This is a genomic window from Bradyrhizobium ottawaense, from assembly GCF_900099825.1.
Taxonomy (GTDB): domain Bacteria; phylum Pseudomonadota; class Alphaproteobacteria; order Rhizobiales; family Xanthobacteraceae; genus Bradyrhizobium; species Bradyrhizobium ottawaense_A.
The window spans coordinates 5,824,840-5,842,646 of sequence record NZ_LT629693.1 but is presented as its reverse complement, the minus strand read 5'-3'; the positions used below and the strand labels follow the sequence as shown (position 1 = coordinate 5,842,646).

Below are 17,807 nucleotides of genomic sequence, written 5' to 3'. Positions count from 1 at the left end.
TTAGCCCGAACGAAGGCCGTGCAAGGTGATTTCTGGTGGACAGTTGAGACGAACAGGAACGACGCTCGATCCAGCACCCACAGAGGTGTAGCCAGCCATGTCGTGATACTGCCAAGCTCCCGCCCCCATCCGTCGAGGCAATACTGCATCAAGTATGATCGGAATAGATCCTGGCAGACAGATCTGTCCACCGTGCGTATGCCCGCTCAGCAACAAATTAAAATCGGCATGAGCCGCCTGACGATAGATCTCCGGTGTGTGTGACAATAGGATGGAGAACTCGCCATACGGTATCTGCAACGCAGCCTTTTCGATATCGTCGGCCTTGAAGCAGTGAGCGTCATCGATTCCGGCAAGATAGATTTGCTGATCGCCGCGCACAATCACCTCACTCTCGTTGAGCAGCATACGTATTCCCATGGCTTCCAGCCCCGGAACCATTTGGATGGTATCGTGGTCGCCCAGAACCCCATAAACGGGCCCCTTTAGATGAACTCGCACTCGTGCGACGCCGTTCAAGGTTGCCTCGAACGGTCCAAAATTCTTTCCCCGATAGTCGCCGGTTAGAACACATAGATCGTAGCGCATTTCGCCGACGAGTTCGATCAGGCGCTGCATGGCAGCTTCATTCATGTCCACATGCATGTCGCTAAGGTGGAGTATGGTGAAGCCGTCGAAAAGCGGTGGCAACTCCTTGAACATAACATCATTGCGCTTGACAAGAATGCTTCCTGTATTTCGGCGTCCGCGCCAGTAGAGACCGGTCAGCTTTAGTGCATTTCGAATGACAGAATGGACCGGATACCAGTTCTTTATATGAAAGGAGAGGAGGCCTTGGCCGAAGATTTGTGCCTCGTGGTCCGTCTCAATCCCCAATCGCTGTCTCGCATGGAGCGGTCCGAGACGCTCCTCCATTTTGCGCAAGATATCTTCGTCCATGGAACAACTTCCTCCGAAATCGGCTCGACCTTCCATGGAAGCACCAGGCCCAGCCAGACTCTCCGGAGTATTCCTTTCGGCCGGGCTAGGAAGCACGAAGTCCTGGAAGATTTTGCGACTTTTCTCATCAACCTGTTGGGCGTAGTAGAAATTCGCTATGAGCTCGATGTCGCATTTCGGGTCAATCGCTACCGAATCCGGCCCCCTCGGACTATGTCCGGTTTACCGTTGCCGGCTCAACCCCCCGATAGCGACCGAACTACGGACATCCCTGGAGCTCCGTTTCGTGCCAACAAGAGACATCGCAATGCCTCGGCATTCAATCCCGGTGTGACGCTTCCCAATCTTTTGCAGCCTTCACTAACTCTTCGAAGGCTCCGCCACTTTCGAGCAGTGCACGTTTGAGCGCGGGCTCGAGCGGCTGTTCGATGCCGTTATCGTCGCGCGGCATCCTGTCCTCACGCACCGCCGTCATTAGCCGGGCGATCTCGCCCGCCGCGTGGGCCGGAGTGTGCATCAGCACTAGCCGGCGCATCGGCAGGGGGTTGTTCGGCGCGTGACATTTATCGCATTGCGCGTCGCGCATCCGCAGCGCCAGCGTCCTGTATGTGAAGTCGAGCTTTGGCAGATAAGGATTGTCTTGACGGAACAAGCCGTCGAAGAGTGTCACGCGCGGCTGGATGCGTCCCTCCTTGTCCATCCACATCCAGTTGCCATCGAACTTGGGCCATATCGGTTGCGTGGAGACAACAGGGCTGTCGCTGCCCCGCTCGGTGAATTGCCCGATGACGATCTTCGCGGTCTTTGGATTGACCCAGAGCAGAACCGAATTGGCGGCCTGATAAACACCCCACTTCGCCTCGTCGTGCCAGAACGGATACGGAAACTGCCCGGGCGGCAACAGGTTGCGGAACCCTGCCCGCAGACGGATCAGGTACAATCGCTCGCGTTCGACGTACTCGGTGCTGTACTCGCCGCTGTACATGAACAGCGAGAGGTAGAGGCCGGCAATCACATCGGGCGCAAACTGCGTGAGATTGGTATTCTTGAGCTCTGCCCCGGCGTCCTGATTCCGGCGGCCCCACAGGAGCCTCGGCGCGAGGCTGCGCCGCAGCGCGGAGTCGCCGAACAGGCTGCGCCGGCATCGGTCGAAGGCTGCTTGGTCCGAGGGTGAAGCAGGCGGACAGATTTGCTGCAACTCGAGCGCGACCTCGGAGGCCATCTGCGCGATCTGGTCAGCAAGGTCGGGCAGATCGTCGTCGATCTCCGCGGCGTCCGCGGCAAGGAAGGCGGCGAGCAGCAGCGCCCCGCCAGTTACCAAGCGCCTTGAGATGGCACCGAACATGGGCCTACCGCGCCGGCTTCATGTAATTTGCCACGAGATGGTCGGCGATCTTGCGACCCATCGCCTCTCCGACCTCTAGCGAATTGCGGAAATGAATGCCGCCCCAGATGCGCACCTCTTTGTGCTCCTGGTCCATCTGCGCAAAGCTGGTGAATTGGCGTGACAGGCGCGCGTCGGAAGTATCGTACACGATGAAGTCTTCCGGCCCGCTGCCGAAAGCAGCTTCCAGAACGCCTCGCGCCGCACCCGCGTTGATCCCCGCCTGCGACGGGTATTCCGGATGCATCGGCGTGGCGTTCAGAGGCTGCCAGCCTGCGTCGCGTTCGGTCGCATCGTTGCCGTCCTGGTCGCCGTTGCGGATCGCGGTGATCGGCCGCCAGAAATTGTATTGGAATTTGGCGTCCCAATCGACGATGAAGCAGTTGGCGAGAGCCATGGACATCAGTCCGAACACTCGCGCGTTTTCTGCCACAGAGAGGCCGCGACGAGCGGAAGCCTGCCTGGCCGCCTGGAACCATGCGGGCCCAAGGTTGGCCTGTGTCCAGAAGCGCACGGCGTCGGACTGCGCGTCGGTCCGCTTCGTGCTTTTCACTCCGCCCATTTCCTTGGTTTCGTTGTAATCGCGCGCGTAAAGAGCACCGTTGAGGGCCGGGGGTGGACCCGGGCGGAACTGACTCGCGCTGTCCATGCCCCACGGCTTGGCCGTCGCATATTGTGGGAAGAGCGGCGGCGTGGTCGGCACCCATACGCCAGGCGTGGTGAGCGGGCGGTATGTGTCGGGCACGTTTGTCGCGTCGCTCTGACGTTCGGCGAAAACGGCGGCCGCAGCTTTTTCGCCCAAAGCAATACCCGCAACCCGTGCGGGGTTGTCCGGAATGGTTTGCATCGTCTCCGCGAAGGCTGCATCGATCTGCGCCTTCTGGCCGGGATATTGGCGCATGAGAATTTCGCGTGCAGCCGCCGCGGCCGCGGCCTCGGCCGAGGCGTTCGGGTCAATTGGAAGCTCCGTTGCCATGTAACGCGAATATCGGTTCTGTACCGAGTTGACCGCGTCAGACATAGACACGTTCACCAGGGCCATGCTGCGCGTCCACGGGTTACCGCCCACGTTGACCGCCTTCATCACGTCCATTGCGGTTCTGTTCCAGTCGGTGATGACGTCGGCGCGGACCAGTGTATTGCCTGACATCAGGGCCAGGCCGACGATTGCAGCTTTCAGCACGTTCATCGCTGCCTCCTTCTCCGAAAAGTTGGATTTTTCAAACGACTGCCAATGTGGTATGAATCGTACCCCCGCAATGTGCGTTTTAATCTAAGAAAGCCATCACCAATTCCAAGTTCGCAGACCGCGATGATACGAGTGCGACGGTCAGGCTGATAACTAAGCCAAGTTGGAAAAGCCAATTACTTCTAATGGTAGGTTGGTTTTTGCTTTAGGCTTCATTGCGAGCTTCCACGATTGGACTGACTTGCGATGCTATTGATAGTCTTCACGTGTTGGCGTTGGGTCAGTAAAACGCCCTGCGTCTTCGAACGAAATTGACATAGCGCATGCTTTTTCAGGCAGTTCGCTGATTTGGACGCAGATTGGACGTAACTGGAGCCCAAGGCCGGTCAGTCGGACAGGTGAGGATCGTACAAAACGATCGCCCCCGATAGCCTGCTCCATGCGCTTGATGGCTTCACCGAGCGATGGTTGTTTGATCCCGCACTTTTGTGCGGCGTGCGTAAAGCTCGGTTCGTCACAAATCGCTAAGAAGTTGCGGACGTGTTGCATTTCCATGACCAACACCGAAAACGATGGCGTCAAAAAGACACTGCGTAAGTCGAGGTCGGAGACCAGTCAAAAAATTGTAATCTCAATACGGGTTATAAATTTTGCGCTTTGTCGATTGTCTTGCAAGGTCGCTCATTCAATATATTTTTGAATATTCAATAGTCAACATCGTTGACCAATGTGTCCATTTAGCCCGAGGTCGCAGCATCAATCGCAACTGTGGCTCAAAGGAACATCGGACTGATAGGGGATTCACTGATGTCGCACATGGGTCAAAAGCTGCCCTAGCGGCCCCGAAGTCTGACTTCTGCTTTATCGCAGAAACCGGGTAGAGTCGAAGTGTGACGCGGTAGTTTTAGGTTCGAACATATCTGTTTCCGCCCCTTTCGTTTGGCGGTGCCTTACTGGTTCGACCATGGCCCCGTTTTCACACTCCGCTCATCGAACCGGACAGGCGGATTTCCCGCATCCGGCTCTCGGACAAAACGTCACGCCTTCACCCACGGCACGTCGTGCCCAAGCATGCTCAGCCGTACGAGCCCGAAGTGCCCGTAGAGATGCGGGAGTGGATAGGTCCCGCCCTTGCGTCGCCTGACCTTGTGCTTGATGCGCAACCACCGGCGCAACCGCATCGCGGTGTAGCTATCGAGTGCCCGATACGCCTTGCTGACAGTGCCTACTTGGAAGTAGTTCGACCATCCGCGCAGCGTGCGGTTCACCTTGCCCACCAGCTTTGTGGTTTCTTGCCATGTCCCCGTTCGGTCTGTCAGTGCGTGGATTTTCTCAACCATGCGCTTGATGCTCTTCTTCGATGGCCGGTATCCCAGGCGCGCCTGGCCGGTTCTCTCTGAGAACATCCGTCCGAACGTGTAGCCCAAGAAGTCGAACTCACCTTCCGGAACCCTGCAGATTCGTGTCTTCTCCTCGTTGACCGTGAGCTTCAGCTTGCTCATGATCTTGCGCAGTTGCTGCAAGGCTTCTTCGGCTTTGCCTCTCCGACACAGGATCACGAGATCGTCGGCGTAGGTCACGATACGAGAGCCGAGGCTTTGCTCCAACCCGAGCATATTCCATCCCAGCACAAACCGGCGCATGTAAATATTCGCCAGTAGTGGGGAGATGGGTGACCCTTGCGGGATGCCTCGCCGGTTGTCCCGGGCTTCGGTCGTGCGTGTCTTCCTTCCTCGATCATCGGTTTCTTCTACGGGGCATTCCAGCCACATCTTGATCAGATGCAGCACGCGCCGATCAACAATCCGGCGCGCTACCGACTTTAGTAGTTCGGCATGGGGGATGCTCCCGAAGTAGTCCGCGAGGTCGGCGTCAACGACTTCCGGATGGCCTCGGAACAGCAGCCGGTCCACCTCAATTACCGCCTGCTGGGCATTTCGCCCAGGACGGTACGCGTACTGTTCGGGTGGAAGGTCGGCTTCGAAGATCGGTTCCAGCACCAGCATCGCTGCCGTCATGCAGACCCGATCCCGCACGGTCGAGATGCCCAGCGGCCTGAGCTTGCCGTTGGCCTTCGGGATGAACACTCTTCTGATAGGATCCGGTCGGTAGCTTTCCTCCCGGAGCGCAAGCGCCAGTTCGCCAAGCCATCGCCCTACGCCATACGCATCGATATCCGCAAAGTCTTGACCGTCCACACCCGGTGCGCCCTTGTTGGAGCGGCACTGGGCATAGGCATGGGCCAGAATGTCCTCGCGGCTGATCTTGTCGTACAGGGCATAGAACCGATAGCCGGCTTCTGCCTTCGCTTTCGCGTGCAACGCCTTCTGCAGTTTCTGAACAGTTTTCGGAGTTGATAGGTTACCCAATCTCCAAATCCCTCACTACTTGTTGCGTCTGTCTTGAACTGAGGTCCCTTCCCTCCACCGGCGTTACCCGGCTTCAGCGGTACTGCGAACCTCTCCGCCACCCCAAGGCGCCCGACCTGTCCCTCGCGGGCGTTCGGTTGGTCATCGCTGGCCACGCCATGGGGCTTCCCGTGTTGCGTACGCTTTCCTTGTGTACATGCCGTCGCCACTACCCCGGCGCAGCGGCTGGGAGTATTAATTCGCTCTTGCACCCAACCGTATCAGCCTTCCCCGAAAGAGTGGTCGGGTCGGCCTGCGCATCGTCCTTTTCGAGGTTTGCTCGGCGTTTACTCGCGTTACGGCCTGCACACTCGCGCTGTCACCAATTCGTGACACGCATACCGAAGGCTTCAGCCACTTTGTTACCTCCATGACTGCTCCGGTTGCTTCCGGCTGGAGCGGTTGCCGGGTGGGACTTACACCCACTGGAAAGCGCCGCCTTTCCACGGCGCACACTCAAGCGGGACATCACAGTCCGAGAATGGGATGGACCGGCCGTGCTCCCGCCCCTAACGGCTCTCAGAGTCCGCGGGGGGCTTAGAAGCACGAGGAGCACATCGCCATGTCCCATAAGACAGCCGCTACAGTCGCTCACACCATTGGCATCGATACAGGCAAGAACATCATGCATTTGATCGGCCTCGACGACCAGGGGGCAATCGTTTTGCGGAGAAGATTGCCCGCGGCCGGATCGCAGCCCGGCTCGCCAATGTGCCGCGGGGCCTGATCGGAATCGAAGCTGGCATGTCGACGCACTATGTGGCTCGCGAGCTAAGTGCGCTCGGCCATGACTTAAAGCAGGTACCGCCCGCTTATGCCAAACCGTTCCGGCAAGGCCACAAGAACGACTTCCGGGATGCCTACGCAGTCGCCGAAGCCGTGCAGCGTCCCTCGACACGCTGTGTTCCAGTAAAAACCGACAATCAATTAGATCTCCAGGCGCTCCACCGCGTTCGGTCTCGCCTCATCAGCGATCGTACAGCTGTGATCAACCAAATCCGCAGTTTTCTTCTCGAGCGCGGCATGCCTGTGCGGCAAGGACTTCGCTTCCTGCGACATCAACTTCCAGACATTTTGGCTACGCGTACCGACGTATTGTCGCCCCGCATGGTCAGGATTGTTGAGGACCTCGCCGGCGACTGGTCTCATCTCGATGAGCGAATCGAAAATGTGACGGATGAGATCGAGGCCCTGGCGCGCGGCGACGCGAGCTGCCGGCAGTTGATGACGGTCCCGGGCATCGGCCCGATCATTGCAGGCGCAATGGTGGCTGCGATCGGCAACGGCACTGCCTTTGTAAAAGGACGCGACTTTGCGGCGTGGCTCGGCCTGGTGCCGAAGCAGATGTCCACGGGTGATCGTACCATCCTAGGCCGCATCACCAAGCGTGGAAACCGCTATCTTCGCATGCTGTTCATGCAGGGTGCTCGCGTTATTCTGCTCAGACCGGAAAACTGGCAAAAGCACAGCTTCGGAGTATGGCTCACGGCTGCCGCAAAACGCCTGCATCACAATGTTCTGGCAACTGCACTGGCCAACAAGCTGGCGCGGATTACCTGGACCGTTTTGGCGCAAGGTCGCAGCTACGAAGCACGCGTCGAGCCGAGAACAGCGTAAGCGCTCGGGTTTAACCTAAGGGCTGATCCCTAGCACCACCAAGCCAAGCAGAACGATACTTGCCGAGGTCTGCGAGTTGGATTGAGGAAATGGAGAAACGGTCTCGCCGTCGCATCCGTGATCTGGTGGCACTAGCGGCCTTTCAGGGCCTTTCCGAGAATGAGATCGGGCGCGCGCGGATATCCATGATGGCCTGAAGCACAAACGCTCCGTTCAAGGGCCGGATGCAGAAGCGCAAGACCAATCATCTCCAGATCATCAAATCCAGCTTGCAACGCACAGCCGGGCCGCTCCCGCTCTATCACCTCACTGGTGGCAAGCAGCTTCGATGATCGAGCGACTAACGGGCGCCGATGCGATCCGGTTTCTCAGCCGTCTTTACGAGGCAACAGATAGCGGACCGTCATCCCAGTGCCGCTCTTCTGCTCGATCACAACGTCGCCGGGTTTTATTTCCGCCTCCATTGCCTCACAACAAGCCTGCGTCGAGTGGTTGGCATTGCGAATGGATCGGCAGAGCTCGGTCGAGTTGACCACGACCGTTGTCGCGCCCTGTGCCGCGGCGCTTCGCAACTGCGCAATTAACTCGTATTTAAAATGATCGACTGAAACCAATTGAGCCTCCCGCAAGATCGCCTACAAGCGTGATAAACTCGAGCTGCCCCCTGAAACTTGCCTTGTGCAATGGCTAAAGCCTAGCATTTTGCGATCAGTTTGCGACGGTAAATGGCACCCCACCAACCTCAGATACGCGATCTACGGAGCAAGCCTAAATTTGGTTTGAAGAACGTTGATGTCCCGAACCGCGCGGTTGCGTGACGCGCATGCCTGCTCCACCGCCCGAGAACGGACATCGCCGAAGCGGTCCCTCATGTCCGAAAAGTGCCCAAAAGCAGACCTAGCGAAACATTGCGATCCTTGGAATCACACGACCGGCCTGTAAGAAATCGGCCGCCCTCACAAAATCTCTCCAGTGATCGGATCGATGTGAACCTGCCGAGACACTTTGGTGTTCTGAATCAAAATCTCCCATACCACCCGCCCGCGCACTTGTTCTAATCCAGCATTAAGTGCACGGCCTTCGCCGGCCTTCTCGGCTGTTTCGATGGCCTGTCGCAGCGTGATTTTCGCGTGCTTCGATGCTGCCACTTCCGCCTTGTCCTCATCGTCAAGTGCCAGCTCATCTATGACCGTGCCGCCGCCAATGGCCGCGCCGGTCACACCGTCGAGAAGACCGTCCCAGATTTTTCCATTCGCATAGGTCCGCACCAAATAGGCCGGCTGGCCGTCTTTGGGCTCAAAGCTCACGTCAAGCACTCTGGTGCCGGCCTGCAATTTCTCAACCACCGCAATGATGTCTGTAATCGGAAGCTTGGCCAAGTCGCTAGCTTCGGTTTTTCCCGGCGCAGCGGCTGCGCTTTGATCGGGCCGACCAAGCTCGACGAGCAGATTTTGTAAAGCTTCCTTGGCGGCCGGAGCCCGCGGGCTGTCAGCACGCAGTTGCAGCAGGGCTGCGTCGATCGCTTTGTCGATGGCTCGCCATTGCTCAGGACTGCGCGGACGAAGCTTTGCCTCGGCGCGGTCCCAATCCGTTTCGAGATCCTTGATCCGCGCCTTGGCGCGCTTGAGATTGCCCGAATTGACAATCGCCAGCGCATCTTCGGCAACGATTCGGAAGGGCGAAATGTTGACTTGGGACAGGCTTCGGCTCGCCGCTTGTTGGGCTAATCCTTGGCCGCTCAGGGTAAGTGCGAGCAGTAGAAAGCAAAGCGCGCCGAGCGCCTGGTAACGGAAATCTTTTTGCATGAATCATCCTCCTGAAACGCGCCCCCCAATCATGCTTACGGCGCGATACTTAGGACAAGATGAGGGTCCCCAGCCGCCCGGGTCGATGAGGTCCGTTAGACTGTATGTCCCCTCCACAAAATGAGGCGACTCACCCTCGATGTTGCGACGAGGGTTGCCTGGATGGACCGGGCAGAGCCTCAAACAAGGAGGGCGAGTCGTGGGTCATCATACTGAGGTCTTTGTCGGAATCGATACGTCAAAATCGCGCAATGCAATAGCCATTGCCGATGGCGGCCGTGGCGGCGAGGTACGATATCTCGGGGAGTTTTCTGCCACAGAGGCAGCGATCCGAAAGCTGGTGGCAAAGCTTGCGGCGAAATGCTGTCATCTGACGTTTTGCTACGAAGCAGGGCCGACAGGATATGGCCTCTACAGACTGCTCAAGAGCCTCGGCCATGACTGCCTGGTGGTGGCCCCCTCGCTCGTTCCGAAGAAGGCCGGCGATCGAGTGAAGACGAACCGGCGCGATGCGGTAAGCCTCGCCAAGCTGTTGCGCGCGGGCGAGCTCACCGCGGTGTGGGTGCCGGACGAGCGCCATGAGGCTATGCGCGATCTCTCGCGCGCCCGTCAGGCAGTGAAGAAGGACCTCCAGGGCAAGCGTCAACAGATCTCGTCATTGATGCTGCGGCTGGGACGCATCTATCCGGGCAAGACAACGTGGGGACCAGCCCACATGAGATGGCTGATGTCACAGAAGCTCGAGCATCGCGAGCAGCGCATCGCATTCGAAGAGTTACTTGAGGGGATACGCCAGGAAAGTGAGCGGATGGAGCGTTTGGAAGATGCCATCCGCGAGGTAGTACCCGAGTGGTCGCTTGCCGAGGTTGTCGCGGCGCTGCAGGCGATGCGGGGGATTGATCTCATTGCGGCTGTGGGGGTGCTGGCCGAGATCGGTGATCTCTCCCGCTTTCAAAATCCGCGCGAGCTGATGGGCTATCTGGGTCTGGTGCCCACGGAAAGCTCGACTGGCGATAAGGTCAAGCGCGGCGGCATCACCAAGGCCGGTAATGGGCGGGCGCGACGTATTCTTGTCGAAGCGGCCTGGAGCTATCGATATCCGCCGCGCGTAAGCCGAGACAAGCAGCCAAAGGTGGAGGCCGCACCGAGACGCGCGCGAGAGATTGCGTGGAAAGCGCAAACCAGATTGTGCGGACGCTTCCGCTCACTCGAGCGGAAGGGCAAGCGGCGAACCGTAATCGTCACGGCGATTGCCCGAGAGCTATCCGCCTTCATTTGGGCAATCAATCGAGAGCTCATGCCACCTCGGCAGGCGTAACGTCGTTGGGGGCTGTGGACCGCTCGAGTCGTGAGGTGCGCTCGACCGGCCCACAGCCCCCTTTGTTGCAATCAGGATCAGGGGAGTCGCAGACATCATCAATTGTGCAGAGGTGAAGGTGGGACCACGGCAGGGGAATTCCTGAAACCCATTATGTGGCCGATCATCCGATCGACGCCCGACGTTAGACCAGGGACAGCCCCAGACGAAAAAACGGAAATGCGGTATCCAACCCGCGCATCAGAGCCTGTTCACCGACGTCTTTGGATCCCGCCTTCTCCTCTGCACGATTCATCGGCGCAAGAACTTCACGATGAGTCCTCGTGGAGATGGGAAACCGTGCGCTGTGTGCTTGACTGGGGACATCAGAATGGGATGGTCGGGCCGTGCTCCTGCCCCGCCAGCAAGGGAAGCTGGCAAGGGGCGCCAAAGACAAGGAGCACGCCATGTCTCAGACACCCAATACCGCGATCGCCGTGATCGGCATCGATATTGGCAAGAACTCGTTCCACGTCGTGGGTCACGATGCGCGCGGCGCCATCGTGCTGCGGCAAAAATGGTCGCGTGGCCAAGTGGAAGCGCGGCTCGCCAATATACCGCCTTGCCTGATCGGCATGGAAGCCTGCGTCGGCGCACATCACCTGAGCCGCAAACTCGCATCGCTTGGTCACGATGCCAGGTTGATGCCGGCCAAATATGTCCGCCCCTATAGCAAGGGACAGAAGAACGACTTCAATGATGCCGAAGCGATTGCCGAAGCCGTGCAGCGCCCGACGATGAAGTTCGTGGCGACCAAGACCGCGGAGCAACTGGATCTGCAGGCGCTGCATCGGGTGCGCGAGCGGCTGGTGTCGCAACGCACCGGCATCATCAACCAGATTCGCGCCTTCATGCTGGAACGCGGGATCGCCGTGCGCCAGGGTATCGGCTTCCTGCGCACGGAACTGCCCACCATCCTAGCGACGCGCACCGATGCCCTGTCGCCCCGCATGTTGCGTATCATCGAGGAGTTGGCGGGCGACTGGCGCCGGCTGGATCAGCGCATCGATGGCCTATCCGGCGAGATCGAAGCACTGGCCCGTCAAGATCAGGCATGTTCGCGCCTGATGACGGTGCCTGGCATCGGACCGATCATTTCGAGCGCCATGGTGGCCGCGATCGGCACTGGAGACGTATTCTCCAAAGGCCGCGACTTCGGCGCCTGGCTCGGACTGGTGCCCAAGCAGATCTCGACCGGAGATCGCACGATCCTCGGCAAAATCTCGAGGCGCGGCAATCGCTACTTGCGCGTTCTGTTTGTGCAGGCGGCATGGGTTGTGCTGGTCAGAATAAAGAACTGGGAACGTTACGGGCTCAAATCCTGGATCGAAGCCGCCAAGAGGCGGTTGCACCACAACGTGCTGGCGATCGCGCTCGCCAATAAGCTTGCCCGCATCGCCTGGGCGGTGCTGGCTAAAGGACGCGCCTTCGAGCTGACGAGGACCGACGATGCAGGCGTCCGACCCGCTTGATCCTCGCGCCGTGCTCGGTGCTGTCAAGGCGCGGCCTGGCAACGCCGGGGCCCGCCGCACGCCAAGTGCAACGGCCGGCCTTGACCGCCCCTGCGCGCGACGCGATCGACGTTCTGCGGGCCGGGACGAAGGAACGGCCTTTGGCTCGAACAAAGGAACTGCGCGATATGAGGAGCAAGCGATGACGTAACCTATCAGCAGTTTCCAGCCGAGGTCTGCGAGAGGATAAGTAGAGATGGAGGATCGGTCTTCCCGGCGCATGCGAACACTGGTGACCCGGATGGCCCGTCGAGGCCTGTCCGTTAATGAGGTCGCACGCGCGCTGATATCCATGATGGTCCGGAGCAAAACGGCTCCAACTAGAGACCGGATACATTGATGCAAGACCGCTTACCACCAGATCGACGAACCCCTTGCAACGCACGGCCGGACCATACATCCGGGTCAGAATCGGAAGTCTAGTCCTTCGCGAGACGATTTGTCAGGGGTAGTGAAGCAGCCGTCCTCTCAGCCCGTAACAGTTACCTCTTCACCATGCCCGGGAACGCTTTGCCCTTCGGCCCAACAAATGTGCCTGTGCTCATACAGCTCGCTCGGGCCGGCTGGCACTTAGCAGCCAATTCGGGGGAGTCGCTGTAAAGTTTTATGCAAGCTGCTGAAGCCGACGAGCAGGACCATTTGGGTGGGGCAGCAAATGCGGGCGCAAAAGACGACGCGACGGTCAAGCTGAGAAAGGCCGGTATAACGAGCGCAATTGGTATTTTCATGAAATCCTCCGAGATGGACGTCGGGCTAGGCTGGCACGTTGGCCTCGATGTGACGAGGAAGGCAAGGAACTCCTGAATGGCGATGGCGGTTGCACTGGGCGATGATCGCGCCGTCAAGCACGTTGAGGCGGCCAACGGCGTGGTTGCGCACGACACAAAAGTGTCGAACAGCACCGAGAATTTAAAAATTTCACGTCCCCGGGCATCGCTTGTAGCCAAACGTTTCAATCATTTCACGCCCGGAAATGGCATGAAATTGCTCTGTGTCCATGTAATGATTCTTGATCAAAAAACTCCGAAGCTTTCCGTTGTATGAATTGAGCATCACCTGCGTGGTATACGGACTTCCGCCAACGTGAAAACGGAGCTGGGCGTTCGGATCAATACAAACGTTTCTCAGTTTCAGAAATAGAGTGCAAGCAGATTGGCAATTGCCTTCTATCTTGAACGGCTGCCCCGTTTTGGCAGTCTGATCGCGGTCGTTATGGAAACGTTCGAATTTTTCGATTGTGCCCGCTCCCCCTCCATAGGGAAGGGACGATTGCTGGGCATGCGCGGAGAAGCCACACCACATTGCCAAGAGAAAGACGAAACAAGACAGGGGTTTTGCTATCAACTTGCTTTCAAACAACAAACCGATCATGTGCGCTTCTCCAAACTATCATGAATACCCGATCTGTTGGGTTAGTCGTTCTCAAGGGCACTTACGTCGTTGCTGCGCCACGCAGTATTCCGCATGCAATTGCGCAACCAAGCTAAGCACAAAATCCTCGACCTCGTGGGAGATGGTCACTTAGTACCGAGATACCCAATCTTAACATCGAGCGGCATTGCCGTCGAGCGGGGCCCGAAAACCTTCGGACGCGGTGATTGGCTGCAATTGGTAAATGGGGCTCTGAGAAGACCCACAAGCGGCAGCGACCGGGGCGTTTCGGGTGCATCTTAAATTGATGCTCATGTCAGGTGTGGGTCTTGGCTGTGTAAAAACGCAGCAGCGAGCAAATCGCGGAGAAAAGCTTTTCTTCAAATGCCCCTTCATAGCGTGTGAGGAGCATACTGAGCTGCGGCACAGCGACATCTAAGAATCAGATTCTCCACGGTTTGTAAGATCTCACGTTTTTACACAGCCAGGGTCATTTTCGGAAGTCAGCGCCAGCACGGCCTACTTCCGATCTTCCCTCACGAGCGGACATCGTAACGTCCGGTCGGCATGTCTCAAAAGTGCTAACAAGAGACTCATGCAGCGCAGCAAACAGAAGCTTCATTCGATCCCTGCTCACAGATTGGACCATCTCCAGCAGCCGTACTCCGGACTATTGTTGCGGTTTTGGTTCTTGGAGCTGCGCGCGGCGCGCCGCCGGGGCCAACGGCGGAAAATCCCGCACTCCGGAATGGTCGAACGAATGTAACGGTTGGTAGGCTTGTTGGTCGTCGCTGTCGGCCAAAGTCAGGGTTCGGCTATCAAGGACTAGCCATCGCTGTGCAACGCGCACCACTACGACTAGATGGGTTTCCTGCGGGCGCGCGTTGTCCCAAACGATCACTAATCGTCGGTCCTCCGGCGCAATGCCAGCGGCACCGAGGGCCGCATATTTCGTCACCGCATAGCTCTTGCAGTCGCCGGACGACGCCAAAGCTTTCAGGGGCGACTGCCATGACACATCGCCGCGCGTCGTCGGGATCGCAAGGTTAACGGCGCGGTTGATGTGGCCGAGCAGCGCGCGCCCTTGATACCGACGCGCCTCATCGACTATCGCGATGAACCGAAGGGCCGCGGGAGAGCCGCAGGCCGGATTGGCACGGCATACAACGATGATCTGCTCATCCGCGCGCATGGCCGCCTGCAGGTCGCGCCATATCGCAGAGATCCGGCTGTCTGGTGCTGCTGGAACCGTGGCGACGCCAAATGGCTCAGCGGCGAGTGGGGACGCGCCAATCAACCATATGGTCAGTACACCAATGCGGGACAGGTTTCCCATCATCAGACACCAGCGGCTCCAGACTTCAAGCCGTCCGTTCGATCAATAAGATAGTCAGATCAGGCGGTCTCGAAATCCGAGCATCAGCATTACTCCCTACGAGCAGCAGCATCTGGTTTGCGATTTGGGGTTAAGCGGCCCGAGCGATTCTAAGTCCGTTCCGGGGTCATCAACGGACCTGGTGGCCCCGAAACGTCACTTTCGCGGTAGGGACGCGAGTTACCTCGCGCCCCCCGCACAGATCCGTACGGGCCCAATTCGGGCATACGGCTCCCACCTTGGGTGTCTGACGGCGAAGCGACTCTCTGGCCACGGATGAAGGATTCGCGGTTTCGGGAGCCAGTGGTCGGCCAACCGCTTGATCCGCTCCCAGGTCATCCCATCTTTTTGGCTCCGCCACTGCAGCGTTCGCCGCCAGAGATTGGTAACGTGGAATAGGAACGCGGACAGTGACGAACTGTTTGTCGGCACCGCGTGGTAGTTGAAGTAACCGGTGACGACCTGCTGCAACCATCTTCCCTGCTGGGGAATCGGCTGATGCATGCTCCGTCGCATTTCCTGTTTGATGGCTTGCAACTTTGCCTGCATGCGATCGCGCCGGGACTTTCGTTTGATTTGGAATTTACCCCGACGAGTCTTGCTGCAGATAAAGGTGAAGCCCAGGAAGGTGAAGGTCTCCGGTTTGCCGAGCCCGCGCCGCTTGCGGTTTTCCACCGCGAAGCGTCCAAACTCGATCAGCCGGGTCTTCTCCGAATGAAGCGACAGTGCAAACTCCTGTAACCGCTTACGCATCTCGTCGAGGAAGCGACGGGCGTCGGTCTCGTGCTCGAAGCCAACAATGAGGTCGTCGGCGTAGCGCACGATGATCATATTGCCCGCTGCCTCACGCCGTCGCCAGCGCTCGGCCCAGAGATCGAAAACGTAGTGTAAGTAGAGATTGGCCAGAAGCGGTGAGATCACCGATCCCTGCCCGGTCCCCTTGTCACTGACCGTCACGATTCCGTCTTCCAGGACGCCTGCCTTGAGCCATTTCTGGATCAGGCGGATGATACGTCGGTCGCCGACGCGATGTTCTACAAACCTGATGAGCCACTCCTGGCTCACCGTGTCGAAGAACGAGCGGATGTCAGCGTCCAGTATCCAGTTCACCTTTGTGCTGGTGATCCCGACCATGAGCGCATCCATCGCATCGTGCGTGCTGCGTTCGGGTCGGAACCCATACGAGAACCCGAGGAAATCCTCCTCGTAGATCGCGCTCAGCACCGCAGCCGTGGCCCTCTGGACGATCTTGTCCTCAAGGGCGGCGACCGCGATCGGGCGTTGCCGACCATCCGGTTTGGGTATGTAAACCCGCCGCGACGGTAGTGCCCGATACGCTCCCCGATGGACGCGAGCATGCAGGTCCTCAAGATTGCGCTCAAGGTGCTGCTCGTAATCCCGACATGTCAGCCCATCCACTCCAGCTGCAGCATTCCCCTTGAGTTCAGAGAATGCCTCTGCGAGATGGTCAATACTGACGTGATGGAAGAGCGCGGTGAACTTCTCCTTCTTCCTTTGCCTTGCGGCTTGCCGTATGCGCTCCAGCGCCTGTGACACGGTTCCCCGGTACTGTGCCCGGCCCGTGCTTTGCTGACGCACATTCCCCTCGGCCCCCGCCCTTGGCTCCCCCAACTCCACAGCCGGTTGCCCGGCTTTGTTCGTTGGCTTCACAGCTACTATGGCGGGGTCAGACTTCTCATGATCGTACATCATCGGCTACGGCTCCTCGCCTTCCCGACGCGGGCCAGTGCAGCACGCATACTGGTGCTGGCCGACCATGAGATCTCCCGGTTCCCAAGCAAAGAGCGTGCGCACATGCCAGTGTCTAAGACCACGCCGGGCCGTCTGGGCGCTCGCGTTATCGCGCCCATCCGTGTTGCCTTCCGTCACCGGAACGACGTCGGCACCCAGAATGAGGGTACTTTCGCGGCTCAATGGCTGGCCTATGCGCTCCCCTGTCAACGCTTCGCCGAGGCCCTCGCGGGCATCTGCGCATGACTCGGGGTCGATGCGGTTCGCTACTCCTTCATCGTGATGGACTTCCACCATCTACTCCTTGCCGGTCTCCCGGCGCACTCCGAGTTACCCCCTATGAACGGACATAGCCAGGCCGCGCCATCTGGTCCGGTTCGTGCCAGAACCGGACTCGTGCAGCCAACGCAATTCGCCTTCACTTTGGCGACGAAGCAACACCAAACTCCGCAGTGAGCGAGACCTTCGATTTTATGGAATTCGAGATGAAGCACTGTGCTTCAACGGTTTCCATGATTTCGCGGGCACGTTCCAGTTCGGCTTTGTCTTTGAGGCTCACGCGCGGGCGAACCATGACTTCCGTGATGCGGTACTTGCCTTCGACATTTTCGAGCAGGCCATCGGCTTCACTTTCATATTGCACCGGAGTCAGACCTTTCGCTTGGGCGAGCGCCAGGAAGGTCAGCATCATGCATGTATTGACTGAGCCGACGAGTAGCTCTTCAGGCGTCCAGATATCGGGCTCGCCTTTAAACTCAGGCGGACTGCCAACGACGATGTTTGGTTTCCCCGACGCAGAAAGCGTGCCCCGTCGCGCGGAACTCCAGGCTGTGTTGGCCTTGTAACGAAAAGATTTGTAGGGTCTCTTTGTCTCCACGCAAACCTCCTAGACCGCTGTCGCCGAACGGGGGCTTGGCGTTCGGCGGTTTCTCTCGAACTATATCGCGACGCGGCTTTAGTCTGAAGTGGGTCAACAACGGTCCTGACGGCCCCGAAACGAGACTTCCGCTCTACCCCGATCAACGTACATCGTCAGACCGCCCCGGCATGTCTCAAAGGTGCCCAAACTCAGACATGGCCGTGACGCGGGGACTGCATC

The 17,807-nt window shown here is 58.5% G+C and carries 15 protein-coding genes and 1 pseudogene; 6 read left to right on the top strand and 10 right to left on the bottom strand.

Annotated features, from left to right (window positions below; all coding sequences use genetic code 11):
• From BLR13_RS27270 to ltrA (BLR13_RS27250), 5 genes are all read right to left on the bottom strand, one after another.
• Positions 1-939 carry a metallophosphoesterase gene (locus BLR13_RS27270; RefSeq protein WP_074817586.1) on the bottom strand — a complete coding sequence of 313 codons (939 nt, stop codon included), beginning with the start codon at positions 937-939 and terminating at the stop codon, positions 1-3.
• 319 nt (positions 940-1,258) lie between these two features.
• Positions 1,259-2,284 carry a hypothetical protein gene (locus BLR13_RS27265; protein ID WP_074817588.1) on the bottom strand — a complete coding sequence of 342 codons (1,026 nt, stop codon included), beginning with the start codon at positions 2,282-2,284 and terminating at the stop codon, positions 1,259-1,261.
• Positions 2,285-2,288: 4 nt separating this feature from the next.
• Positions 2,289-3,512, bottom strand: a complete 1,224-nt coding sequence (locus BLR13_RS27260; RefSeq protein WP_074817590.1) for a vanadium-dependent haloperoxidase — start codon at positions 3,510-3,512, stop codon at positions 2,289-2,291.
• A 249-nt stretch (positions 3,513-3,761) separates the two neighbouring features.
• The gene (locus tag BLR13_RS27255) at positions 3,762-4,067 is read right to left on the bottom strand and encodes a LysR family transcriptional regulator (RefSeq protein ID WP_074817592.1); all 306 of its coding nucleotides are present in this window, start codon (positions 4,065-4,067) and stop codon (positions 3,762-3,764) included.
• Between the two features lie 482 nt (positions 4,068-4,549).
• Positions 4,550-5,881 carry a group II intron reverse transcriptase/maturase gene (ltrA, locus tag BLR13_RS27250; protein ID WP_143039567.1) on the bottom strand — a complete coding sequence of 444 codons (1,332 nt, stop codon included), beginning with the start codon at positions 5,879-5,881 and terminating at the stop codon, positions 4,550-4,552.
• Positions 5,882-6,482: 601 nt separating this feature from the next.
• Here ltrA (BLR13_RS27250) and BLR13_RS27245 point away from each other — a divergent pair.
• Positions 6,483-7,537, top strand: a pseudogene (locus BLR13_RS27245) (IS110 family transposase).
• 368 nt (positions 7,538-7,905) lie between these two features.
• On the opposite strand, the gene BLR13_RS27240 reads toward BLR13_RS27245, so the two are convergent.
• Positions 7,906-8,151 (bottom strand): hypothetical protein, encoded by a 246-nt coding sequence (locus tag BLR13_RS27240; protein ID WP_091976775.1) that lies wholly within the window; start codon positions 8,149-8,151, stop codon positions 7,906-7,908.
• A gap of 342 nt (positions 8,152-8,493) precedes the next feature.
• Entirely contained in the window at positions 8,494-9,342 is an 849-nt protein-coding gene (locus BLR13_RS27235; protein WP_074817596.1) for a PepSY domain-containing protein, read from the bottom strand.
• Between the two features lie 199 nt (positions 9,343-9,541).
• On the opposite strand from BLR13_RS27235, the gene BLR13_RS27230 reads away from it, so the two are divergent.
• The 5 genes from BLR13_RS27230 (at position 9,542) to BLR13_RS40420 (ending at position 13,605) form a co-directional block, all read left to right on the top strand.
• Positions 9,542-10,660: an IS110 family transposase gene (locus BLR13_RS27230; RefSeq protein WP_074831046.1), complete on the top strand. Its 1,119-nt coding sequence runs from the start codon at positions 9,542-9,544 to the stop codon at positions 10,658-10,660.
• A 446-nt stretch (positions 10,661-11,106) separates the two neighbouring features.
• Positions 11,107-12,171 carry an IS110 family transposase gene (locus BLR13_RS27225; RefSeq protein WP_074831047.1) on the top strand — a complete coding sequence of 355 codons (1,065 nt, stop codon included), beginning with the start codon at positions 11,107-11,109 and terminating at the stop codon, positions 12,169-12,171.
• 645 nt (positions 12,172-12,816) lie between these two features.
• Positions 12,817-13,014, top strand: coding sequence for a hypothetical protein (locus BLR13_RS27220; protein ID WP_074817598.1), 198 nt, complete (start codon positions 12,817-12,819; stop codon positions 13,012-13,014).
• A complete protein-coding gene (locus BLR13_RS40425) occupies positions 13,015-13,254 on the top strand; it encodes a hypothetical protein (protein WP_143039658.1) in 240 nt (79 codons plus the stop codon).
• A 108-nt stretch (positions 13,255-13,362) separates the two neighbouring features.
• Positions 13,363-13,605 (top strand): hypothetical protein, encoded by a 243-nt coding sequence (locus tag BLR13_RS40420; RefSeq protein ID WP_143039659.1) that lies wholly within the window; start codon positions 13,363-13,365, stop codon positions 13,603-13,605.
• Positions 13,606-14,251: 646 nt separating this feature from the next.
• Here the strand turns inward: BLR13_RS40420 and BLR13_RS27210 are convergent.
• From BLR13_RS27210 to BLR13_RS27195, 3 genes are all read right to left on the bottom strand, one after another.
• Positions 14,252-14,920, bottom strand: a complete 669-nt coding sequence (locus tag BLR13_RS27210) for a transglutaminase-like cysteine peptidase (RefSeq protein WP_074817601.1) — start codon at positions 14,918-14,920, stop codon at positions 14,252-14,254.
• Between the two features lie 216 nt (positions 14,921-15,136).
• Positions 15,137-16,669, bottom strand: coding sequence for a group II intron reverse transcriptase/maturase (gene ltrA / locus BLR13_RS27205; protein WP_171944935.1), 1,533 nt, complete (start codon positions 16,667-16,669; stop codon positions 15,137-15,139).
• A 457-nt stretch (positions 16,670-17,126) separates the two neighbouring features.
• The gene (locus tag BLR13_RS27195; protein WP_074817603.1) at positions 17,127-17,585 is read right to left on the bottom strand and encodes an OsmC family protein; all 459 of its coding nucleotides are present in this window, start codon (positions 17,583-17,585) and stop codon (positions 17,127-17,129) included.
• Positions 17,586-17,807: the final 222 nt, after the last annotated feature.